The 22,598-nt window shown below is 67.1% G+C and carries 18 protein-coding genes; 14 read left to right on the top strand and 4 right to left on the bottom strand.

The features are described from left to right. On the top strand, positions 1-1,440 hold the full coding sequence (locus ACFWQC_RS02045) for a hypothetical protein (protein ID WP_378672364.1): 1,440 nt from the start codon (positions 1-3) through the stop codon (positions 1,438-1,440). 20 nt (positions 1,441-1,460) lie between these two features. Here the strand turns inward: ACFWQC_RS02045 and ACFWQC_RS02040 are convergent, their stop codons facing one another. From ACFWQC_RS02040 to ACFWQC_RS02030, 3 genes are all read right to left on the bottom strand, one after another. Continuing rightward, positions 1,461-2,438 carry a hypothetical protein gene (locus tag ACFWQC_RS02040; RefSeq protein ID WP_378672361.1) on the bottom strand — a complete coding sequence of 326 codons (978 nt, stop codon included), beginning with the start codon at positions 2,436-2,438 and terminating at the stop codon, positions 1,461-1,463. A 159-nt stretch (positions 2,439-2,597) separates the two neighbouring features. Beyond that, positions 2,598-3,197: a DUF4291 domain-containing protein gene (locus ACFWQC_RS02035; RefSeq protein ID WP_378672358.1), complete on the bottom strand. Its 600-nt coding sequence runs from the start codon at positions 3,195-3,197 to the stop codon at positions 2,598-2,600. Positions 3,198-3,366: 169 nt separating this feature from the next. Further along, complete coding sequence (locus ACFWQC_RS02030) at positions 3,367-4,125, bottom strand: hypothetical protein (protein WP_378672355.1); 759 nt, start codon at positions 4,123-4,125, stop codon at positions 3,367-3,369. A gap of 141 nt (positions 4,126-4,266) precedes the next feature. Between ACFWQC_RS02030 and ACFWQC_RS02025 the strand changes: the two genes are divergently transcribed. The 9 genes from ACFWQC_RS02025 to ACFWQC_RS01985 all read left to right on the top strand — a co-directional run bounded on the left by ACFWQC_RS02025 (position 4,267) and on the right by ACFWQC_RS01985 (position 17,153). Beyond that, the gene (locus tag ACFWQC_RS02025) at positions 4,267-4,533 is read left to right on the top strand and encodes a hypothetical protein (RefSeq protein WP_378672352.1); all 267 of its coding nucleotides are present in this window, start codon (positions 4,267-4,269) and stop codon (positions 4,531-4,533) included. A 454-nt stretch (positions 4,534-4,987) separates the two neighbouring features. Beyond that, positions 4,988-8,101 carry an MMPL family transporter gene (locus tag ACFWQC_RS02020; RefSeq protein ID WP_378672349.1) on the top strand — a complete coding sequence of 1,038 codons (3,114 nt, stop codon included), beginning with the start codon at positions 4,988-4,990 and terminating at the stop codon, positions 8,099-8,101. A gap of 195 nt (positions 8,102-8,296) precedes the next feature. Then, complete coding sequence (locus ACFWQC_RS02015; RefSeq protein ID WP_378672346.1) at positions 8,297-9,778, top strand: GH32 C-terminal domain-containing protein; 1,482 nt, start codon at positions 8,297-8,299, stop codon at positions 9,776-9,778. 64 nt (positions 9,779-9,842) lie between these two features. Then, entirely contained in the window at positions 9,843-11,180 is a 1,338-nt protein-coding gene (locus ACFWQC_RS02010) for an ABC transporter substrate-binding protein (protein WP_378672344.1), read from the top strand. After that, positions 11,173-12,132 (top strand): carbohydrate ABC transporter permease, encoded by a 960-nt coding sequence (locus tag ACFWQC_RS02005; protein WP_378672341.1) that lies wholly within the window; start codon positions 11,173-11,175, stop codon positions 12,130-12,132. The genes ACFWQC_RS02010 and ACFWQC_RS02005 overlap by 8 nt, the downstream gene beginning before the upstream one ends. Continuing rightward, positions 12,129-13,037, top strand: coding sequence for a carbohydrate ABC transporter permease (locus tag ACFWQC_RS02000; protein ID WP_378672338.1), 909 nt, complete (start codon positions 12,129-12,131; stop codon positions 13,035-13,037). The genes ACFWQC_RS02005 and ACFWQC_RS02000 overlap by 4 nt, the downstream gene beginning before the upstream one ends. Then, positions 13,034-14,056 (top strand): LacI family DNA-binding transcriptional regulator, encoded by a 1,023-nt coding sequence (locus ACFWQC_RS01995; RefSeq protein WP_378672335.1) that lies wholly within the window; start codon positions 13,034-13,036, stop codon positions 14,054-14,056. The genes ACFWQC_RS02000 and ACFWQC_RS01995 overlap by 4 nt, the downstream gene beginning before the upstream one ends. Positions 14,057-14,064: 8 nt before the next feature. Next, positions 14,065-15,543: a glycoside hydrolase family 32 protein gene (locus tag ACFWQC_RS01990; RefSeq protein ID WP_378672332.1), complete on the top strand. Its 1,479-nt coding sequence runs from the start codon at positions 14,065-14,067 to the stop codon at positions 15,541-15,543. A 47-nt stretch (positions 15,544-15,590) separates the two neighbouring features. Then, complete coding sequence (locus ACFWQC_RS01985) at positions 15,591-17,153, top strand: glycoside hydrolase family 32 protein (RefSeq protein WP_378672329.1); 1,563 nt, start codon at positions 15,591-15,593, stop codon at positions 17,151-17,153. Between the two features lie 18 nt (positions 17,154-17,171). Here the strand turns inward: ACFWQC_RS01985 and ACFWQC_RS01980 are convergent, their stop codons facing one another. Next, a complete protein-coding gene (locus tag ACFWQC_RS01980; protein ID WP_378672326.1) occupies positions 17,172-17,843 on the bottom strand; it encodes a TetR/AcrR family transcriptional regulator in 672 nt (223 codons plus the stop codon). Positions 17,844-17,930: 87 nt separating this feature from the next. Here ACFWQC_RS01980 and ACFWQC_RS01975 point away from each other — a divergent pair, with 87 nt between their 5' ends. The 4 genes from ACFWQC_RS01975 to ACFWQC_RS01960 all read left to right on the top strand — a co-directional run bounded on the left by ACFWQC_RS01975 (position 17,931) and on the right by ACFWQC_RS01960 (position 22,546). Next, positions 17,931-19,562 carry an acyl-CoA carboxylase subunit beta gene (locus ACFWQC_RS01975; protein ID WP_378672323.1) on the top strand — a complete coding sequence of 544 codons (1,632 nt, stop codon included), beginning with the start codon at positions 17,931-17,933 and terminating at the stop codon, positions 19,560-19,562. Next, on the top strand, positions 19,559-19,882 hold the full coding sequence (locus ACFWQC_RS01970) for an acyl-CoA carboxylase epsilon subunit (protein ID WP_378672320.1): 324 nt from the start codon (positions 19,559-19,561) through the stop codon (positions 19,880-19,882). Before ACFWQC_RS01975 ends, ACFWQC_RS01970 begins: the two co-directional genes overlap by 4 nt. Before the next feature lie 22 nt (positions 19,883-19,904). Next, positions 19,905-21,665 carry an acetyl/propionyl/methylcrotonyl-CoA carboxylase subunit alpha gene (locus tag ACFWQC_RS01965; RefSeq protein WP_378672317.1) on the top strand — a complete coding sequence of 587 codons (1,761 nt, stop codon included), beginning with the start codon at positions 19,905-19,907 and terminating at the stop codon, positions 21,663-21,665. A 299-nt stretch (positions 21,666-21,964) separates the two neighbouring features. Further along, positions 21,965-22,546, top strand: a complete 582-nt coding sequence (locus ACFWQC_RS01960) for an adenylate kinase (RefSeq protein WP_378672314.1) — start codon at positions 21,965-21,967, stop codon at positions 22,544-22,546. The last annotated feature ends 52 nt before the right edge of the window (positions 22,547-22,598 follow it).

The raw sequence follows: 22,598 nt of genomic DNA, 5'->3' as shown, positions 1-22,598 counted from the left end.
ATGAGGCGAGAATTTGCATCTGCACTGGCGCTCGCGGCCGAGCAACCATTAGCCAGCGAACGGATCCGCCGAATCAAACGCGCCGTGACAGACGAGGTGAGGCTCGCTGACCCCGCAGTCACCGTCAGATTCACCGACTACTTCAATAACGTCGCCGTGCCTGACTTGGTGTTGCGCTGGCCAGCCGAGTCGCGGGAGCGACTGGTTTTCCTCCGCCCGCTCGCCGACCCGGACTGGCTCAACGACGAGTTGAGCGCACTCGCTCCACATGAACCAATGATCTTCACGCTTGAGGACATCGGCGGCCCACACGATGGCCCCCATGAACAACGGACCGCCTCTATCGCGCGCCTTGCAGCGCACGCTTCGTTGGCAAACACATGGGTTGCGGATGCATCTGCAATTGCCAGCATCGGCGAGTCCCGGCGCGACTCAGCGGTGATCGGCCTCCTCGGCCAAGCACTCGTTCGCGGCGGCCGTGGCGTCTCGAGCGGAAACGAGATGCGCGACCTGACATTGGCTACCGAGTCCGCCTTCCAAGAGGCCGAGACACTTCAACGCCAACCCGTCGCAGCAGGCATCCGCTCCATGGAGTCGGCGCTGCAACCTGACCAAGCCAGCAGAATCACCCGTGTTCTTCGAGCGGTCTGGGAGGGCCACGGGGGCTCCGGCGCTGATTTCCCAACCACGGCAACGACGGGTCCCCTGTCTGACGACGACCTACGCTACCTAATGACCTCGCTTGACGACGCCCCCGGTGAGTTCTGGCGCCGCGTCGGCAGGACGGTGACAACGGAACAGCTTGGGCGTATCGCTCTGACGGACCCGTCGCAGAGCCTCCAAAATCTTGTTGCTGTGCACCTCGGTCGTCTTACCGCAAAGGGACTCCGTGTCACCGACCGCGAGGAACAGCTCCTCGAGCCCGATCGAGTCCCCCGCTGGGTCATCGACCGCAAGTGCCTGGCAATCCGCGGCAGCAACTGGATCGCCCATATCGCCGCGCGCAAAGCCGACGAGTTGCCAGCCGCTGACGATAGTCCGCAGACGGACCTCGACGAACTCAGAAGGAGGGCAATTACCTCGGAGAGCGTTGTGACCCGGATCGAGTTCGGCAAGGGAGACCGCGTCGTTTCGTACGAGTCGAAGGAACGGGCCGATGTGCTCGCCGACGTTGATCTCGAAAGAGTCGCCGCCGATGTGCCTGGACTCTCGGTCGCGCGGGCGGTGCTGTCGCTACGTCAAGGCGGTCAGGTTCACGCAGACTTCTCGACGAGCACAGCGGTCGCACCGACAAGTTCCACCATCGAACTCGGCGCATTGATTCGGGCTGCCATCCCCCTATTTCTGGATCAGGACGCCGCTGACTGGTCGCGGACGCAAGGAAATAGACGAAGGAACGAACCAGCGACGCTCTTCGATTGGGATGACGAAGACGAATGAGTGACTTTCCACGTCCTTGGTCATGACCGCCACCGCGCCGGCATTCGCCGACCCAGACGTGCGAGCCACCGCCTGTCGTAGCCCGGCTTGACCTTAGCCCGGCTCGACTCTTGTGGCGCCCAACGCTCGGGGACGAATCGGTTGAGGTCCGACTCGCCTGCGAGGACCGCCGCGGCGAGGTCGCGTACGACGGCATCAAGCCGTGCCATCTGCTCTGGTCGGTTCTCGACGACCGAGTACGGGAACATGTCCTCGAGGAAGCTGTACTCAGCATCCAGGCGGGTCAAGGCTCGCAGGTCGGCCGGCCCGTCGTACCCGACCTTGTCGTGACCCCACCCGGCCAGGTCGATCGGCTCGATCTCACCCGCGAGTACCTGCGCGGCACGGCGCCTCAGATCCAAGCGCAGCGCCCGCTCCTCGGTCGGCTGCGGCATGCCCAGCTCGTCGACGATGCGGAGGATCAGGTTGTCGAGCTCACCCCAGGAAGCGTCCCTGTCCGCGCCCGCGAGCTCACGCAGATGGGGCGAGTCCAGGCCGACGACCAGTGCGTTCACCGCGGTGTCGATGAGCCGCTGACGGTTTCGCTCGGCATCGTCAATCCAATAACCCCATGTGATCAGTAGGTCGTCACGCGCCGCGCGGGCAGCCTCGGCATCCAGTGCCGCGAGCGGCCACCAGTGCCGATCAGCCAGTTCCTCAGTGGCCTGCTCCGGCGTCAGCCACACGCCATCGATCGTTGGCGGTAGGTCCTGCGCCTTTGGGCTGTAAACGTTGAAGTACGCCACCGGGCTCGGCCACTCGTACTCCGTGCTCGCCGGAACGACGTTCCGTACGGCGCCGACGAGTTCGACGGCTTGCGTCGAACCGGTCACGTTCGTCACCAGGGCGTCGATCGCTTCAGCTTCGCGTGCACCGCCGACTGTCGCTGTTGGCAGGTCCCAGCCGGGTCGGCCACCAGTCCGCGGCACGCAGAAGATGCTCCGGTTCTCGTCGATCACCAGTAGGCGTACGAGACCCGCCGGCCCCAGCGCCTCGTCGCCCGTCTCCGCAAGCACCACCTCGGCCGCGCCGCCGGCCGGGAGCCACGGAGCTTCGGGGCGGTGGACGAGAGTCAGCATCGGGTTACCGTAGCGATCGTCGTGATGTGCGGCGCAACATCACACGCCAACACCTCGATCGGCATGAGCGCCGATGTGCACTGCGATCTCGCGGGGCAGCGGGTAGTGGCGCTCAATTGGCAGTGGCAACCGCCCTGCCCACAGGTCCGGCAGCGTGTCGGTGATGTCGTCGAGCGCGACAATCCACTCGTCGACGAAGCTCGGCACCACCTCCGGGCCGAGCCCCACCTGCAACGAGCGGTGCGGCAGCGGTTGGCCGGCAGGCGTACGCTCAGGATCCCATTGGACGCGTACCGGACTCGTCTTCAGCGCACGTCGCCACGACACACGGTCGGCGTGGAGCGCCGGCTCGAACGACGACGTACACGATCGGCTCAATGCGTCCTCGAACCCGGTCCGGGTCAGGCGCAGCGCGAGCACGCGCTCCTGACCCGGCTTCGTCGCCCAGCCGCAGCGGTACATCATCCACAGGAACGAGGGCTTCACCCACGTCATCCGGGTGCGGCTGAACGGCGGCACGAACCGGCCCGCACGGACCGCTGGCTCGGCGATCTGCGGTGCGTACGCCTGATAGACCATGATCGTCTCCTCGTCGTACACGGCTCGGATCTGATGCTTCGCGATATCGGGGACACTCATCGTCGGTGTCGTCTCTCTCGTGTTCATGTCGGGAACCACTCTGGCGCTCACCCGGGCTAGCGCGCACCTGGTTATCGGTACCTGACCGCCGTGCACCCGAGATCGATGAGCGGCTCGACCTCCGGCAAGTCGAGCAGCGCATGACCGACGGTCCTTCCTGATGCGTTGGTCAGGTCCACGAGAAGCGGTACCGCTGTGCGTCAGCGTCGAACCACTCCTCCGCTCCCCGAGGCTGTACGCCGAACGCTCGCTCTGCCCAGCGGCACATCGCTATCTCGAGGAACTCCGCTTGGAAGTCGGTGTCGGCGTACGCAACATCATCAACGACCACCGTCACACTCTCAGTTGGCAGGGCGATCTCCGGCGCGACCCGCGACAGACCCACTAGGAGGAGATCTCGTGACGATGCCGGAAGCTCCGCTGCCGCTCCAGCGAACTCGAGCCATAGAGGACGACCGTCAACCTTGCGTACGCGCCTCGCGCCAGCGCGGGCAACCGCCTTGCCCTTGACACTAATCGCGATCCCCCACGCGCTGCGAAGCAGCCGATAGTCGAGAGACATCAGCGGTACAACTGGCCGCGCGGAGGTGGCCGCGTTGTTGCCTCGCAGTCTGGTCCACTCCGCGAAGAGCGCAGACGCGAGCCAGTGACCGGACGCCTGAGCGTCCTCGACGGCCGTCGATCCACCCCCACCCTGACCACGTCGAGTTGGGTCCGCTCCGCGCGAAAGCAGGTACGCAGTCGTATCCACATGAAGTGGGTCGCCGGCCTGGGCAGCACCATCAGCCTCGGTGTCGACGGCGTGCGCGAGGAGCGACATGCCGTTCCACTCCTCGTGCACATCACCACCTGCATCGAGGAGATCGCGCAGCCGCTCTACGTCTTCCTGCTCCACCGCCACGTGCGGCGGTGGCATCGGCTCGGTCATCGTGCCGGCCTATCCGACAGGAGGCGCTCCTCCAACAGGCCGAGGGCGCCTCGGAGGTCGACGAGATCCATCACGAGCTGACGGTACCGGTTCAAGGTCTTGTCTAGAGCCCCGACCAGCACCACACCTACACTCGGCACCGTGGCAACTTCAGGGCCGCTGTCCACGTTCGAGTTCGATCTCGTCGCCACTGCAGGAGCTCTTAATCTCAGTACAGAGTTGTGGCTGAAGCTCCAGTGGCTGCTCTACGAGATGCAACCAAGCGAAGCAAGTCAGCCTCGGGAGCGAACCCAGTCGCATCACGTCACCGCCAAGAGCGCCGATGGCGTCGCGGATGCCCTCCATCGCCGAATCGAGAGACATCGCGGTCAGACGCTGCGATTCGTCCGCCGGCTGACGTCGACATGAGCCGCCGCAAACTGTTGGCAAGTGCTCGGCGGCTCCATCTCCGCCACGCTGGAGCGGCCTTCCCGTGCTGCGTAGCCACCTCGTCGCCGCTAATGCCTCCCCTTCTACTGCGGACATACTGTGGACAGGATTTTCGACTCTTGTCGTCATTGGCCGTCGACAACAATCAAAGTTTCCGCAGGTCAGGCGCGATTTCCCGCATACGCTCGTTGATAGCCGTTTAAGCGTGAGGACTCCCCGGCTTACAGGCCAGCCCGTCCGCTTCACCCTCTGACCTGCCGAAACGCGGTTCAGGGGACGTTGCCGTGCCCACGGCAACCCCTTCGGAGTGGTCCCCGATTCCGGGGAACCTGGATATCGCCCCCCTCCCCTGTCACGAGGTCTCGCTACGGTCCTTGAGGAGCACACGCGCCCACGCGGCTCATGCGACGAGGCCGCAGAAGGGAGCAGCGTCGTGGCAGCTCTCCTCCGGCGACTCGGTGGCTTCTGCGCCCGGCACAGCCTCCTCGTCATCGGCGCCTGGGCCCTGGTGCTCGTCACCGTGGTCGTGGCCGTCTCGGGCCTCGGCGTCAAGACCAGCAACGACCTCGCGCTGCCCGGCACCGGCAGCCAGGAGGCGAAGGACCTGCTCTCCGACCGGTTCCCGCCCCAGCAGAACGGCGTCAACCCGATCGTCTTCCACGTGAGCAAGGGGAAGCTGACCGACACCGCCAACAAGCAGGCCGTCGACGACGCGGTCAAGGAGATCGGCAAGCAGCCACACGTCCACACCGTCACCAACCCGCTGAGCAGCGACGGACAGACCGCCGGCCTGCTGTCGAAAGACGGTCGGACAGCCTTCGCGCCGGTGCTGATGGACGTCGGGTCCGGCGACCTGACGGAGAAGATCGCCGGTGACGTCCTGGACGCCACCCACCCCGCACAGGACGCGGGCATCACCACCGCGGCCGGCGGCTCCATCGGCTCGACGCTGTCGACCGACGAGTCCAGGACCAGCGAGGTCGTCGGGATCATCGCGGCGATGATCATCCTCAGCCTCGTGCTCGGGAGCCTGGTGGCGATGGGGCTGCCGATCATCACCGCCGTCGTCGGCCTCGGCGTCGCCCTGGCCACCGTCGGTCTGGTCGGTCACCTCCTCGCGATCCCGTCCGCCGGGCCGACCCTGGCCACCATGATCGGCCTCGGCGTAGGCATCGACTACGCCCTCTTCCTGATCACCCGCCACCAGGACCAGATGCGCGACGGGATGCCGATCCGCGAGTCGATCGCGCACGCGGTGGCGACGTCCGGCAGCGCCATCGTCTTCGCCGGCTGCACCGTCGTGGTGGCCCTCCTCGCGCTGGGCGTGGCCGGCATCCCGCTGGTCTCCGCGCTCGGGTACGCCTCGGCCATGGCCGTGGTGGCCGCCGTCCTGGTGGCGATCACCCTGCTGCCTGCGTTCCTCGGACTGCTGGGCCACCGGATCGCCTGGGCCTCACTGCCGGCGTTCATGCGTCCGGGCCGTCGACGCGACCAGGGCATGTGGGCGAAGTGGGCCGGAGTCGTCCACCGTCACCCGTGGGTGGTCGCGGGCCTCTCGCTCGCGGCTCTGGCGCCACTCATCGTCCCGGTGCTGAGCCTCGAGCTCGGCCAGGAGGATGTCGGCGCCACCTCGAAGGAGACGACCGAGCGGCAGGCGTACGACCTGATCAGCGCGGGCCTGGGCGTCGGCTACAACGGTCCGCTGCAGGTCGCCTCGTCGTTCGACCCGCCTGCGGCCCCGAGCGACGAGTACACCCAGAAGTACGACAAGGCGATGTCGCTCAAGTCCGACCTGGAGAAGAAGCAGAAGGAGCTGCCCAAACAGCAACAGCAGCTCGAGGACGAGCAGGCACAGCTCGAAGCCGAGCAGGCGTCCCTGGAACGGCAGAGCGCGGCACTGCAGGCGGAGCAGGCCGACCTCGAACGGCAGGCAGGCGCGCTGCGCGCACAGCAGGCGGACCTCGAACGGCAGGCCGACCGGCTCCGCGCCGAGCAGCGGACCCTCGAGGCCGAGCAGGCACGCCTCGAGGCCCGCCGGGACCAGCTGCGGCGTGAAGCGAGACGACTGGCAGCTCAGGCCCGGCCGCTCGTCCGGGAGCTCGTACGGCTCCGGGCCCGCGAGCGCGTCCTGGAACGCCGCATCGCACGTGCCGAGCAGGACGGCGACGAGGCCCTGGTGGAACGGTTGCAGACCCGCCTCGACGCGGTGGAGGCGGAGCAGGCCGCCGTCCAGAAGAAGCTCGCACCGCTGGAGGCGGAGGCACGCAGCCTCGCCCGGCAGGCCCGCCGGCTGCAGGCTCAGGCACAGCGCCTCCAGCAACAGGCCGACGCGCTGCAACGACAGGCCGACTCGCTCAACCGGCAGAAGGCCGAGCTGGAGCGTCAGGCGGCCTCGCTGCAAGCCCAGGGCAACGAGCTCCAAGCCCAGGCCGCCTCGCTGCGCAGGCAGGGCGACGCGTTGGAGCAGCAGGCGAACGAGCTCCAGAAAAAGGCCGACGACCTCAAGGCCGAGCAGAAACAGGCCCAGCAGGAGCAGAAGGAGGCCGAGCAGCTGCAGGACGAGCTGACCCAGATGATGACGGCGGCGGGCGGCGATGCACGCGGCACCGATCTCCGCGTGGTGAACCTGCAGAAGAGTCTCTCGGACACCAAGGGCGTTGCGACCCTCACTCCGCCGCAGATCAACAAGAAGGGCGACGTCGTCCTCCTCTCCGCCGTACCGACGACGGCCCCCGCCTCGGACGACACCGCCGATCTCGTCGGGCACGTCCGCGACTCCGTGCTGCCGAAGACGAGCCTGGGCACGGGCATCACGTCGTACGTCGGTGGCTACACCGCGTCCTACGTCGACCTGGCCTCCCTCATCTCGGCCCGGCTGCTGCTCGTCATCGGAACCGTGATCCTGCTCGGTTTCCTGCTGCTGATGGTGGCCTTCCGTTCGCTGCTCATCCCGCTCCAGGCAGCGGTGACCAACCTGCTCTCGGCGGCCGCCGCGTTCGGCGTCCTCACCGCCATGTTCCAGTGGGGCTGGGGCATCGACCTGCTCGGCATCGACACGGCGTCGTCGACGGTGCCGATCGCCAGCTACGTACCTCTGATGATGTTCGCCGGCCTGTTCGGGCTCTCGATGGACTACGAGGTCTTCCTCGTCAGCCACGTCCAGCAGCACGTCCACGAGGGGGCCGAACCCCGGCATGCGGTCCACTCGGGGCTGGTCTCCAGCGCCCGGATCACCACGGCCGCGGCCCTCATCATGGCGTCGGTGTTCGCCAGCTTCATCCTCGACCCCGACCCGACGATCAAGCAGTTCGGCGTCGGCCTCTCCGTCGCTGTGCTCCTCGCGGGCATCCTCGTGGTCACCCTTGCGCCGGCAGCGCTGGTGATCTTCGGAGGCGCTGCCTGGTGGCTGCCCCGATGGCTCGACAGGGTCCTCCCCCACATCTCGATCGAGGGCGAGCCGGCGCCGCCGACCGGGACTTCGGACGTCCCGGAGACGTCGCCCCGTCACCGGGACGACGAAGGCACTGGGGTGTCGTCCGAGCGGTGACCGGCGTCCGGCGTCGGTTCGTCCTGGGGCTTGCCCCGCACCGCCTGGGAGCTGGACAGGTTACGCACCGTCGGCGACCAGGGCCGTGGACCGCGGCGGCGAGACAATCTGGTTAACTTGGTTAACCGCTTGACCAGTGAGGCGCGTCACATCTACGATTCCATGCGTAACCGGTTAACCAATAGATGAGGTGTCATGAGTCAGCAGGGGTTCTACCGACCGCAGGAGGCATGGGTAGGCGATGTCATTCCGTGGCAAGAGGACGGAGCCTTCCATCTCTTCTATCTGCGCGAGACTCGCCTGAGTCCGGCCGCGGGCATGCCATGGCACCGGGTGGTGACGGAGGATCTCGTCCGCTTTCGCGAGCTCGGCGAAGGCATCGCATCGAACGGCCCCTCTGCCGATGACTTCAACATCTACACCGGCAGCATCGTGCTCGGCCCGGATGGCACCCATCACGCGTTCTACACCGGTCAGAACCCCGCCAACACGGGCTCTGATGGTCGGCCGCTGCAACTGGTCATGCACGCCACGAGCCGCGACGGCATGCGCACCTGGCAGCGGCGTCCAGGCGAGACGTTCGGCGCCACCGACGGCTACGAGACCGGCGACTGGCGTGACCCCTTCGTCTTCTGGGACGAGGCAGCGCAGCTGTGGCGGATGCTCATCACCGCCCGCCACGCGAAGGGGCCGGCGCGACGACGCGGCGTGATCGCGCAGTGCCTCTCGCGCGATCTGGCGCATTGGGAGCCGGCCGAGCCCTTCTGGGACCCGCAGCGGTACGTCGCGATGGAGTGCCCCGAGGTCTTCCAGTGGGGTGAGTGGTGGTATCTCGTCTACTCCGAGTTCAGCGACGCCTTCACCACTCGCTACCGCATGTCGCGCAGCCAGCACGGCCCGTGGATCGTCCCGGAGCACGACACGCTCGACGGACGTGCGTTCTACGCCGCCAAGTCGGCAGGCCGCGACGGTCGTCGCTTCTTCTTCGGCTGGATAGCCTCACGAGAGGGCGACAGCGACGACGGTGCATGGCAGTGGGCCGGCACGATGTCGGTCCTCGAGGCCGACCAGCGCGAGGACGGGACCCTCGCCTTCCACCCGACCACCGCGCTGCGCGAGACGTTCGACGCCGAGATCGATGACGTCGGGATCGATGCGGGCACTGTCCTGAGCTCCCCTGAGGGCTACACGGTCGAGGTGACCCCGGCCGAGGCCCCCAGCGCATTCCGGTCCGTCGTCAGGTTCGACATCGCCGACGGCACGACGGAGTGCGGCCTGCTGCTGCGCGCGAGTGCCGATGGGGACGAGGCGTACGTGCTCCGTCTCGAACCGAAGCGCGGCCGTCTCGTCCTCGACCGCTGGCCGCGCCGGAGCACAGGCACCGAGCAGTGGCAGATCTCCGGCGACGTACCGTTCGCGATCGAGCTGGAGCGTCCTTGCCGGATCGGGCCCGGGGCGCACGAGCTCGAGGTCATCGTCGACGGCGATCTCTGCGTGGCCACCCTCGACAACGCCACGGTGCTGAGCACTCGGATCTACGGCCGACCGACGGGCCACGTGGGCGTCTTCGCCGGCGAGGGCACGGTCACCGTCGACACCTTCACCGTGTTCGTCCGCGCCGAGCGGGGCCCTGAGCCCACCGTCTCTAACCACGATCTGGTCGCTGCCGCAACCTGATCCCTCTCCCCCGTTCGTCCCTACCGACTCAGCCCCCTTCCGACCAAGTCAACGGAGACCGACAATGCCCATCACCATCCCCAAGACGGCCCTGTGTGCCGCCCTGACCGCCGCCGCGCTCGCGCTCACCAGCTGCTCGGGCACAGCTGTCAGCGCCGATCCCACCGACATCGATCCCGAGGGCGAGGTCGAGGCTCGCGAGATCTCCTGGCTGCTCTCGCGCCCAGCCGATGGCGGGGTGATCACGGCGATGGAGCAGATCGCCGAGGAGTACGCCAAGGACCACCCGGGGTTCTCCCTCAACCTGATCACGACCCCCGACCGTCCCTCCTACATCCAGAAGTACGAGACCCTCGCCGCAGCGAACAAGCTGCCAGAGCTGTTCGACACCGACGCGACGCCGTTCGCCCAGAAGCTCGCCGACCAGGGCCGCATGCTCGACATCGACCTGCTGCTGAAGGATCTCGGTCTCGCCGACGACTATCGCGAGGCAGCGCTGAACTACCAGCGCTTCGACGACGGCTCGCTCCACATGGTGCCGTTCGAGTTCCAGCTCGAGTTCTTCTGGTACAACTCCGCGCTTCTCGAGCGCGCGAACGTCGAGGTTCCCAAGACGCTCGACGACTTCCCCCAGCTGTGCAGGGACCTGCGAGCCGCAGGTGTCACTCCGATCGCTCTCGACGGGCAGGACCAGTGGCCGCTGGAACGCTATCTGGCCTACTACCCGTTCCGGATGGCCGGGCCGGCGTACGTCCAAGACCTCAAGAACGGGGAGGCGAAGTTCGCCGACCCCGCCGGCCGCGCGGCAGCCGAGTGGCTCTACGACCTGGGTCAGGCCGGATGCTTCCAGGAAGACTTCTCCTCGACCGGGTACGCAGACGCGCAGGGCCTGTTCACCTCGGGGAAGGCCGCGATCTACAACATCGGGACCTGGGAGCTCGCCAATCTCGCGACGGACGCGCTCGACCCGGCGGTGCGCGGATCGGTCGACTACTTCACCCTGCCGACGGTCGACGGCGCCGTCACCGACGACAACGCGTACGTCACTCCCTCAGGCATCGGCATGGCGGTCAACTCGCAGACCTATGACCCGCTGGTGCGCGACTTCCTCGCCTACGCCCTCGAACGCTATCCGGAGATGTACGCCTCGACTGGTGCGCTCTCTCCCACCACGAACGTCGAGACCTCGATCCCCGAGAACGCGACCGACCTCTACCCCAAGGCCGTGAAGCAGGCCGACGAGGTCGGTGCCGACAGCGCGATGCCCTGGGACACCCAGCTCGACCCCGCCACGAACACACGCCTGCAGCAGGAGCTGACACTGCTGGTTCAGGGAGACATCGAGCCGGACGAGTTCATCGAGACGATGGACAACACGCTCGCGGAGAACAGCGATGGCTGACCTCGCACAGACCGGGCTCCGCGCAGGCCGTTCTGGTCAGCGCCGACGCAGGAGCCCAGCGGCGACGTCGATGCTTCCGCGCCGGTCTCGGCTCTCGGTGGCGGTCTTCCTGATCCCGCCACTGCTGCTGTACGGCGTCGCGGTGCTGCTTCCGATCGTGCAGTCGCTGTTCCTCAGCCTGTTCAGCTGGGACGGCATCACGGAGATGAGGTTCGTCGGCCTCGACAACTACGTCAAGATGTTCGCCCGCGACGACGTCTTCTGGACGGCGTTCGGTAACGCGCTCGGCTACCTGGTGATCTGCCTGGTGCTCCAGCTCGGCGGCGCCCTCGCCGTCGCTGCGCTCCTGACGGCACTGCCAAGGGCCCGGGAGCTGGTGAAGACGCTCTACCTGCTGCCTGCGGTCATCTCGACGGTCGCGATCGCGTTCCTGTTCCAGCGGATCTACTCCTTCGACCCCGTGGGCCCGCTCAACCAGCTGCTCGCCTGGATCGGCCTCGAGGCCGCCCAGACCGCCTGGCTCTCGAACGTGAACACGGTCCTCGCGGCCGTCTCGGTCCCGGAGGGCTGGCGCTTCACCGGCCTCTACATGCTCATCGTGTACGCAGCACTCATCGCCGTGCCTCGCGAGCTCGAAGAGGCAGCGCGACTCGACGGTGCGTCCTGGTGGCAGACGTTCTGGCGTATCCGATTCCCCTACATCAGGCCGGTGTGGATCACGACCACGGTCATGGCCACGACCTTCGCGCTGCGCGGCTTCGACATCCCCTACCTGCTGACGAACGGCGGCCCGGGCCAGTCCTCCGAGCTGCTCACGACGTACATGTACAAGACCGCCTTCGTGCACACCGACTACGGCTATGCCAGCGCCATCTCGGTCTTCATCGTCGTCGAGTGTCTGGTCGCGGTCGGCCTCATCTTCCTGCTGCTTCGTCGAAGGGACGACTCGTGACCACGACCGTGCTCACCCGACCGCCGGAGGCCACCGTGCCGAACCCGCCCAAGCCCCGCGGGGCCGCGCCACCGCCAAGACTCCGTCTGCAACGCGCGCTGCTCACGATCACGATCGTGCTCATCGTCGCGGTGCAGGTCTACCCGCTGCTGTGGCTCTTCCTGACAAGCTTCCGCACCGCCGCGGACTTCACCGGTGGCAGCCCGTTCGCGCTGCCCTCGGACTACACCCTCGACAACTACGAGCGAGCCTTCGCGACCGGCAACCTGTGGCTGAACATCCTCAACAGCTTCATCGTCACGGCCGGGGCGAGCCTGCTGATCGTCGTCGCGGGGATGATGGCCGCGTACGCCCTGCAGGTGCTCGGCTTCCGGTTCAGCGGCGTCGTACGCTCCTTGTTCCTGCTCGGGATCGTCGTGCCGGTGCAGATCGCGCTGGTGCCGCTGTTCATCGACTACTCACAGATCGGGCTCCTCGACACCCATCTGTCGATGATCATCCCGCTGGCCGCGTTCTCGCTCCCGATGGCCGTCTATCTGTTCTCGTCGTTCTACGAGTACATCCCCCGCGAGCTGTATGAGGCCGCATCGCTCGACGGGGCGGGGCCCTACCGGATCTTCGCGCAGATCACCTTCCCGCTCTCGGCGAACACGATCATTACGGTCGTACTCGTGAACAGCATCTTCATCTGGAACGACTTCATCTTCGCGAACACCTTCGTGCTCTCCGACGGGCTCAAGACCATCCCGCTCGGTCTGCAGAACTACATCGGGGCCATGGGCAACACCGACTGGACTGCCACGTTCGCGGCCGTCTGCGTGACCGTGACGCCGCTTCTGCTGGTCTTCCTCGTCCTCAACAAGGCGATGATCCAGGGCCTCGAGAGCGGGGCGACCAAGGGATGAGCACCCCCGAACCCAACAAGGCGATTGGCTCGAGCGTGACGATGCGGGACGTCGCCAAGGCCGCGGGCGTATCGGTCGCGACCGTGTCCCACGTCGTCAACAACAAGCCAGGCGCGCGTATCGGCGACGGGGCCCGGCGGCGCGTGCAGGAGGCCGTCACAGCACTCGGCTACCGGCCGAACGCCCTGGCCAAGACCTTGTCACGTGGCGGCTCGCGATTCATCGGCCTGGTCGCGGACGCGATCGCGACCACTCCGTTCGCCGGCCAGATCATCCACGGCGCGCAGGATGAGGCCTGGGCGCACGGCTACGTGCTGCTCGTCGCCAACACCGACGGCAACGAAGCAGCCGAGAACGAGGCCATCGCGATGATGCTCGAACATCAGGTGCACGGCATCCTCTACTCGACCTGGTATCACCGCGAGATCGTCGTGCCCGAGCTTCTGCACCAGGCCGACACCGTGCTCGTCGACTGCTTCGCCGAGAACAGTGGACTACCTGCCGTCGTGCCTGACGAGGAGCAGGGCGGCCGGACGGCGACCGAGGAGCTGCTGGCCGCGGGGCACCGCAGGATCGCGTTCATCAACACGACGACACCGTCGCCGGCCCAGAGCGGCCGCCTCGCCGGATACCGCAGCGCTCTCGAGACAGCCGGCATCGACTTCGATGACTCACTCGTGTTCCCGGCCGAACCTGCGCAGGAGGGCGGGTACGCCACCGCATCCCGCATCGTCGAGTCGAAGGCGACAGCCGTGTTCTGTCACAACGACCGCGTGGCGATGGGCCTCTACGACGGACTGCGCGAACACGGGTTGAACATCCCCGGCGACATCGCTGTCATCGGCTTCGACAACCAGGACGTCATCGCCGCGCACCTGCGCCCCCCGCTGTCGACAGTCGCGCTTCCGCACTACGAGCTCGGCGCTGCCGGCGTCCGAGTGCTGCTCGGTATCGAGTCGTCGTCCACCGAGCAGCTGATGCGGGTCACCTGCCCATCCGTGCCACGAGAGTCGATCTGAGGAGAGCGATGTCCGACTCGCCCGTCGTGCCCAGGCCGACCTTCCACTTCACCCCGCTGCGCAATTGGATGAACGACCCCAACGGACTCGTCCACGACCGCGGCCGCTGGCACCTCTTCTACCAGTTCAACCCCGAGGGATCCGAGTGGGGAAACATGAGCTGGGGCCATGCGACCAGCACGGACCTGCAGCACTGGACCGAGCACCCGGTCGCGCTGCGGTTCCGCGACGGCGAGCAGATCTTCTCGGGGTCGATCGTCTCGACCCCGGCTGCGGATGGCACCGAGCTGACCGCGTACTACACCAGCGCCTACGCAGACGGCCGTCAGGCCCAATCGCGAGCGACCAGCAAGGACGGCGGCTTCACCTGGGAGCTCGACGCCGACAACCCGGTGCTCGACCGGGGCACGAGTGCCTTCCGGGATCCAAAGGTCATCCGCTACACCGACGGAACGGGCCGGCTTCGCTGGATTCTGCTCGCTGTCGAGGCAGAGGAGCGACAGGTGCACTTCTACACCTCGGACGACCTCCGCTCATGGGAACACGCGAGTGCCTTCGGGCCGTTGGGACCGACCGGCGTCGTCTGGGAATGCCCGGATCTCGTTCCGCTCCCGCTCGATGACGATCCCGACGACGTGCGCTGGGCGCTGATCCTCAGCACCAACCCGGTCGGCGACGACGCGGATCGTGGGGGTTCCTCGATGAGCTACGTCGTTGGCCGCTTCGACGGGACCAGGTTCACGGCCGACTCCGCGGAGCTCGTCGGCCTCGACAGCGGTCGCGACTTCTACGCTGGCGTCACCTTCGACAGTGCTCCACATGGGGCCGCCATCATGGTCGGCTGGATGAGCAACTGGCGTTACGCCGAAGCATTTCCCTCCACACCGTGGAAGGGCGCGATGTCTCTGCCGCGACAGCTCGCTCTGCACACCGTCCGGGGTCGACCTCGGCTCGTCCAGAGGCCTCCCTCGTTCCTTCTCGAGCAACTCACCCGGGCGGCACGGGCCACGGCGGTCGCCGCCGAGCAGCCGGTCGACCTCTCTCTCAGCGGTCACAGCGTGCTCGACCTGCGGTGGGATCCGGACACCACGGGGGCTGTCAGCGTACGACTGCGCGGTGATGCCGACGCGTGCGTCGACCTGGAGCACTCGGGGAGAGCACTCCGGGTCACCCGACGTGGTCCCGCGGCCGAGGCGGTGCACGCCGACTTTCCCTCGACGAGCGTCGCCGAGGTGGGGACCGGGGGTCCGGTCCAACTGCTTCTCAGCCTCGACGGACCGCTGCTCGAGATCTTCGCGGACCACGGCGCGGCGACCGTCTCGAACCTTGTCCCCCTCGGCCTCGGACCCATCGCCGTAACCGTCGGTACCGAGCGCCCGGGCGCGGTCACGTACACCGCTGTCGACGTCGCGAGCGACGAGTCGATGCCCGACCCGGCCACGACACCGCTCCACGCTCCGCAGGATCACCCCGCAACCGCACTGTGACAACAGCCGATCTGCCCGACGCATCGGGCCGAACCGAAGGAGTCGTCATGCCCCACCCCATCTCACGACGCAGTCTGCTGCGAGGCGCCGGCGCCGGTTCGCTCGCGTTCTTCGCGGTGCACGCCGGCCCGACCGCCACACACGCCGCGCAGACGTCACTGCGGGCGGTCTACCACATGACGCCTCCCTCGGGATGGCTGTGCGACCCGCAGCGCCCGGTCACCACCGGCGGCGCTTACCAGCTCTACTACCTGCACTCGACGCAGAACAACGGCCCCGGCGGCTGGGACCACGCGACGACGACCGACGGTGTCGCCTTCACCCACCACGGCACCGTGATGCCCCTTCAGCCCGACTTCCCGGTGTGGTCCGGGTCGGCCGTCGTCGACACGGCGAACACGGCCGGATACGGCGCGGGAGCTGTCATCGCGCTCGCGACGCAACCCACCGACGGCATCCGCAGGTACCAGGAGCAGTACCTCTACTGGTCGACCGACGGCGGCTTCACCTTCGCCCCTCGGCCCGATCCGGTGATCGTCAACACAGACGGGCGCACCGCGACGACGCCCGCCGAGATCGAGAACGCCGAGTGGTTCCGGGACCCGAAGATCCATTGGGACGCAGCCCGCGGCGAGTGGGTGTGCGTGATCGGACGGGCACGGTACGCGGCCTTCTACACCTCCTCGAACCTGATCGACTGGCAGCTGAAGCGCAACTTCGACTACCCGAACCACGCCCTCGGCGGCATCGAGTGCCCCGACCTGTTCGAGATGACCGCGAACGACGGCACCCGACACTGGGTGCTCGGCGCCAGCATGGACGCCTACAGCATCGGTCTGCCGATGACGTACGCCTACTGGATGGGCACCTGGAACGGCGAGGAGTTCATCGCCTACGACCTGACCCCGCAGTGGCTCGACTGGGGCTGGGACTGGTACGCCGCCGTCACCTGGCCCGCCGTCGATGCTCCCGAGACCAAGCGCCTCGCCATCGCCTGGATGAACAACTGGAAGTACGCCGCACGAGACGTGCCGACCGACGTCTCCGACGGCTACAACGGACAGAACTCGATCGTGCGCGAGCTGCGCCTCGAGCGGCAATCGGGCGGGTGGTACTCCCTGCTCAGCAGCCCCGTGAGCACACTCTCGGACTACGTGGCAGCGACCACGACTCTGGGAGACCGCACGGTCGACGGCAGCCTCGTACTCCCCTGGAGCGGACGAGCCTACGAGCTCGAGCTCGACATCTCCTGGGACACCGCCACCAACGTCGGGGTCTCGGTCGGACGCTCCGCGGACGGATCACGACACACCAACATCGGCAAGTACGGGGCCGAGATCTATGTCGACCGCGCCCCCTCCGACCTCGCCGGATACTCATTGGCGCCCTACACGCGAGCCGCCGCACCCATCGACGCCACCGCACGAACAGTGCACCTGCGGATCTTCGTCGACACCCAGAGCGTCGAGGTGTTCGTCAACGCCGGCCACACCGTGCTCTCCCAGCAGGTGCACTTTGCCGAGGGCGACACCGGCATCTCGCTCTACACCGACGGCGGGCCAGGAGACTTCACCGGCATCATCATCCGCCAGCTCGAGAGCATCGGCTGACGCGATTGCCGTCCTACCTCATCTATCGAGGTTTCGGACGGCAATGCCTTCCAGCGCCCTTTTGACTGCCTTCTCCACGGCTGAGGCGGGTACGCCGGCCGGAACGACGAGCATCCCGATCGATGCGTCGCTCTCGTCGGCGAACGTGCGGTGGACCGCAGCCAGTGCCTGCTCGATCTCCCGTTGAGGGTCCGTGCACTCCCGCCGGAGCCATCGGCGAAGCACGCGGTTGTGTGCGGCGACGACCGCCGCTGCCGTCATCTCGGCGCGGAGCTCCGCTTCTGGAGAGGCGTCGGCCCAGTGGCTCAGGTAGCGGCGGAAGAGGCGTTGGTAGCGGGCGCCGCTCACCAGCTCACGTTCGCGGAGCGCCGGCACGGTGGAGGTCAGCCCATAGCGCTCCCGCGCGCGCTCGCCCTCCGCGACGTAGTGGAACAGCACGATCTTGACCGCGTCCGTAACGGCGGCAAGGCCGGCGTCTGCGGGCGAGGAACGCAATCGCTCTTCGACCCGGCCGAGAATCTCATCGTGGTCGGGGAAGATCACCGCTTCCTTGGACCCGAAGGAGCGGAAGAAGGTGCTGCGGCTGACGCCGGCCTCGGACGCGATGTCGTCGACAGAGGTGGCCGCGTAGCCCTGGATCCCGAACAGGCGGAACGCCGCATCCGAGATCTCGTCACGCGCTGCTGCCATCACTCTCCCTTTTGGATCGTTCCCTGGACATCATGCCGCATGACACTTAGTCTCACTCATTGACACTGAAGTTCACAAGGAGTCCCGTTGAGCGCCGAGCCCACCACCGCACCCGATTCCTCGGGCGCCGAGATCGATCTGCACACGACTGCCGGGAAGCTGGCCGAGCTGGAGCGTCGTCTTGACGAGGCTGTCCATGCTGGTTCTGCCAAGGCGGTGGAGAAGCAGCATGCGAAGGGTCGTCAGACCGCGCGGGAGCGGATCGAGATGCTCCTGGATGAGGGCTCCTTCCAGGAGGTCGATGAGCTGGCCCGGCACCGGTCGGTCGCGTTCGGGCTGGAGAGGAACCGGCCCTTCGGGGATGGTGTGGTCACCGGGTACGGCACCATCGAGGGCCGTCAGGTCTGTGTCTTCTCCCAGGACTTCACCGTCTTCGGTGGCTCCCTGGGTGAGGTCTATGGCGAGAAGATCACCAAGATCATGGACCTGGCGATCAAGACCGGGTCCCCGCTGATCGGGATCAACGAGGGCGCCGGCGCCCGGATCCAAGAGGGTGTGGTCTCCCTCGGTCTGTATGGGGAGATCTTCAAACGCAACGTCCACGCTTCGGGGGTGATCCCGCAGATCAGCCTGATCATGGGCAACTGCGCCGGCGGGCATGTCTACTCCCCCGCGGTCACCGACTTCACCATCATGGTCGACAAGACCTCGGGCATGTTCATCACCGGCCCCGACGTCATCAAGACCGTCACCGGTGAGGACATCACCATGGAAGAGCTCGGCGGCGCCCTGGCCCACAACTCCAAGTCCGGGGTGGCCCACTACATGGGCGCTGATGAGGCCGACGCGATCGACTACGTCAAAGCCCTGCTCTCCTACCTGCCCTCGAACAACATGGAGGAGCCCCCCGCGTTCGACGAGGCCGCGGATCTGGAGATCTCCGACCTGGACCGCGAGCTGGACACGTTCATCCCTGATGGCGGGAACCAGCCCTACGACATGCACGAGGTCATCTCCCACGTCGTGGACGATGAGGAGTTCCTCGAGGTCCAGCCGTTGTGGGCCCCCAACATCTTGATCGGCTACGCCCGGATCGAGGGCCGCCCGGTCGGGATCGTGGCCAACCAGCCGATGCAGTTCGCCGGCTGTCTCGACATCGACGCCTCCGAGAAGGCCGCCCGCTTCGTCCGCACCTGCGACGCCTTCAACGTCCCGGTCATCACCTTCGTCGACGTCCCCGGGTTCCTACCCGGCACCGACCAAGAACACAACGGCATCATCCGCCGCGGCGCGAAACTGATCTACGCCTACGCCGAGGCCACCGTCCCCCTGGTCACGATCATCACCCGCAAGGCCTACGGCGGCGCCTATGACGTGATGGGCTCCAAACACCTCGGCGCCGACATCAACCTGGCCTGGCCCACCGCCCAGATCGCGGTCATGGGCGCCCAAGGCGCGGCCAACATCATCCACCGCCGCACCCTGGCCGACCTGGAAACCTCCGGCGCCAGCACCGACGAGATCGAGGCCAAACGCGCCCAGCTCATCGACGAGTACGAAACCACCCTGGCCAACCCCTACATCGCCGCCGAACGCGGCTACATCGACGCCGTCATCCCACCCCACGAAACCCGCGCCGAAGTCACCCGCGCCCTCCGCCTGCTGCGCACCAAGAGGGAAACGCTCCCCGCGAAGAAGCACGGGAACATCCCGCTGTGACCGCGCCCGAGGAGCCGACGACCGAGCAGAGGGCCGAGCAGAGGGCCGAGCAGAGGGCCGAGCAGAGGGCCGAGCAGGGGGCCGAGCAGGGGGCCGAGCAGGGGGCCGAGCAGGGGGCCGAGCAGAAGCCCCTGCTCAAGGTCATCGACCACAACGCCACCCCCGAAGAAGTCGCCGCGATCGTGGCCGTCTTCGCGGCCCTCGGCTCAGCCGGCGAGGCAGCCAAGAAGAAGCCACGCTCCCTGTGGGCCACCCCCCAGCTGCGTACCCCCGTCCACCCCGGCCCCAACGCCTGGCGCGCCAGCGCTCTTCCGAACTGAACGTCGTAGAAAGCAGAACACCGTGCCTGAACTGACAAAGGTCCTGATCGCCAACCGTGGTGAGATCGCTGTTCGCGTGATCCGTGCGTGCAAGGACGCCGGGATCGGCTCGGTCGCGGTCTATGCCGACCCCGACCGTGACGCACTGTTCGTGCGGCTGGCCGATGAGTCCTACTCGTTGGATGGTGCGACCCCGGCGGAGTCCTACCTCTCGATCGAGAAGATCCTCCAGGTCGCCCGCCAGTCCGGCGCGGACTCGGTCCACCCCGGCTACGGGTTCTTGGCCGAGAACGCCGACTTCGCCAAAGCTGTGATCGAGGCCGGTCTGACCTGGATCGGTCCCTCCCCCGAAGCCATCGACGCCCTGGGTGACAAGGCCAAGGCCAAGCAGATCGCACTCAAGGCCGGGGCGCCGCTGGCTCCGGGCCTCAAGGACCCGGTCAAGGACGCCACCGAGATCACCGCGTTCGCCCAGGAGCACGGCCTCCCGGTCGCCATCAAGGCGGTCTTCGGTGGCGGCGGACGCGGCCTCAAGGTCGCCCGCACCCTGGAGGAGATCCCCGACCTCTACGAATCCGCCGTCCGCGAAGCCGTGGGTGCCTTCGGTCGCGGTGAGTGTCTGGTGGAGAAGTTCCTCGACAAGCCCCGCCACGTCGAGACCCAGTGCCTGGCCGATACCCACGGCAACGTGGTCGTGATCTCCACCCGTGACTGCTCCCTGCAGCGCCGCCACCAGAAACTGGTCGAGGAAGCCCCCGCACCGTTCCTGAGCGAGGAACAGAACAAGCGCCTCTATGAGTCCTCCAAGGCCATCTTGCGTGAGGCCGGCTACGTCGGCGCGGGGACCTGTGAGTTCCTCGTCGCCGCCGATGGCACCATCTCCTTCCTCGAGGTCAACACCCGCCTCCAGGTCGAACACTGCGTCTCCGAGGAAGTCACCGGCATCGACCTGGTCCGCGAGATGTTCCGCATCGCCGCCGGCGAAGAGCTCGGCTATGAGGACCCCGAGGTCCGCGGCCACTCCATCGAATACCGCATCAACGCCGAAGACGGCGGGAACAACTTCATGCCCGCCCCCGGCACCCTCACCGAATGGGCACCCCCGGCCGGGCCCGGGGTACGCCTCGATGGCGGTTATGAGAAGGGCGAGACCATCCCCGGCGCCTTCGACTCCCTCATCGCCAAGCTCATCATCACCGGCTCCTCACGCGAGCAGGCACTCGAGCGCTCGCGGCGGGCGCTCGATGAGTTCCAGGTCGACGGGATGCCCACCGCCATCCCCTTCCACCAGGCCGTCGTCAACGACCCCGCCTACACCGCCGCCAACGGCGCCTTCGAGGTCTACACCACCTGGATCGAGACCGACTTCGACAACCAGATCACCCCCTACGCCGGCACCACCGGTGAACCGGCCGAAGAGGCTGGCGAGCGGCAGACCGTGGTGGTCGAGGTCGGCGGCAAGCGTCTCAACGTCTCCCTGCCCGCCGGGCTCGGCGGCCTCACCGCCGGCGGCGGCACCACGGCGAAGAAGCCCAAGCGCTCCGCGAAGAAGGCCGGCGCAGCCGCCTCCGGCGACTCCGTCACCTCGCCGATGCAGGGCACCATCGTCAAGATCGCCGTCGACGAAGGCCAAGAGGTCACCGAAGGCGACGTCGTCGTGGTCATCGAGGCCATGAAGATGGAACAACCCCTCAAAGCCCACAAGACCGGCACCATCACCGCCCTGACCGCCACCGTCGGCGAGACCGTCGCCAACGGCGCCGTCATCGCCGAGATCAAATAGCTGAAGGGATCCGTGATGACACCAGCGTCGGCAACCCTCCCCAGGCCTCAGTCACGTGGCACCGTGGGCATGCAGTGGCTCGCGACGGCACCTCAGACACAGCCGCGGCACTCTCGCCACCGACTGCCATGGGGAACGGTCCACATCCGAAGGAACGGCTCCCAACGAACGGCCTGCGGAGAACCGACAGCGCTCTGGTACACCTTCTGGGAGCTCCCCGTCGACATGACGTCTCCCGAGACGTGCCGCGCCTGCGCGCAACGTGCCGCCGGCGATCACAGGATCATGGGAGACGTCTGATGCGGATCATCATCATGGGCCCGCCAGGCGCGGGTAAGGGCACCCAGGCCAAGCACCTCGCCCAGCACCACGGCATCCCGGCCATCTCCACCGGCGACATCTTCCGCGCCAACGTATCGCTGGCCACGCCGCTCGGCCTGGAGGCCAAGCGCTATCTGGACGCCGGCGAGTACGTCCCGGACGAGATCACCAACAACATGGTTCGCGACCGGATCGGCGAACCCGATGCGGCCGGCGGATTCCTTCTCGACGGCTACCCGCGCACGCTCGCCCAGGTCGAGGAGCTCGACGGGATGATCGAGCCCACCGGCCACGAGCTCGACGCGGTCATCAGTCTCGTCGTCGACGAGGACGAGGTCGTCACGCGGCTGCTGCAGCGTGCCCGGATCGAGGGCCGCGCCGATGACACCGAGGACATCATCCGCCGCCGTCAAGAGATCTACCTCGAGCAGACCTCGCCACTCATCGGCGCCTATCGCGAGCGGGGTCTCATCGTCGAGGTCGACGGCCTCGGCGAGGTCGATGAGGTCACCAAGCGGATCCTCAGCGCCTGCGACTCATCCGCAGACGCCATCTGCTGACCCGCGGACGTAACAGCGGTTGCCGCACACCGGGCCCATACCGGGCCCGGTG

The sequence above is a fragment of the Nocardioides sp. NPDC058538 genome (assembly GCF_042719275.1).
In the GTDB taxonomy this organism is placed as follows: Bacteria; Actinomycetota; Actinomycetes; order Propionibacteriales; family Nocardioidaceae; genus Nocardioides.
The sequence above is the reverse complement of the archived record's forward strand: the minus strand, read 5'-3'. Positions and strand labels throughout refer to the sequence as shown.

Bases quoted from the DNA above. Each gene is read 5' to 3' on its own strand.
- ACFWQC_RS02045 (WP_378672364.1), top strand. From the start codon at position 1: ATGAGGCGAGAATTTGCATCTGCACTGGCGCTCGCGGCCGAGCAACCA.
- ACFWQC_RS02035 (WP_378672358.1), bottom strand. From the start codon at position 3,197: ATGAGTGTCCCCGATATCGCGAAGCATCAGATCCGAGCCGTGTACGAC.
- ACFWQC_RS02030 (WP_378672355.1), bottom strand. From the start codon at position 4,125: ATGACCGAGCCGATGCCACCGCCGCACGTGGCGGTGGAGCAGGAAGAC.
- ACFWQC_RS02015 (WP_378672346.1), top strand. From the start codon at position 8,297: ATGAGTCAGCAGGGGTTCTACCGACCGCAGGAGGCATGGGTAGGCGAT.
- ACFWQC_RS02010 (WP_378672344.1), top strand. From the start codon at position 9,843: ATGCCCATCACCATCCCCAAGACGGCCCTGTGTGCCGCCCTGACCGCC.
- ACFWQC_RS02005 (WP_378672341.1), top strand. From the start codon at position 11,173: ATGGCTGACCTCGCACAGACCGGGCTCCGCGCAGGCCGTTCTGGTCAG.
- ACFWQC_RS01995 (WP_378672335.1), top strand. From the start codon at position 13,034: ATGAGCACCCCCGAACCCAACAAGGCGATTGGCTCGAGCGTGACGATG.
- ACFWQC_RS01990 (WP_378672332.1), top strand. From the start codon at position 14,065: ATGTCCGACTCGCCCGTCGTGCCCAGGCCGACCTTCCACTTCACCCCG.
- ACFWQC_RS01985 (WP_378672329.1), top strand. From the start codon at position 15,591: ATGCCCCACCCCATCTCACGACGCAGTCTGCTGCGAGGCGCCGGCGCC.
- ACFWQC_RS01980 (WP_378672326.1), bottom strand. From the start codon at position 17,843: ATGGCAGCAGCGCGTGACGAGATCTCGGATGCGGCGTTCCGCCTGTTC.
- ACFWQC_RS01960 (WP_378672314.1), top strand. From the start codon at position 21,965: ATGCGGATCATCATCATGGGCCCGCCAGGCGCGGGTAAGGGCACCCAG.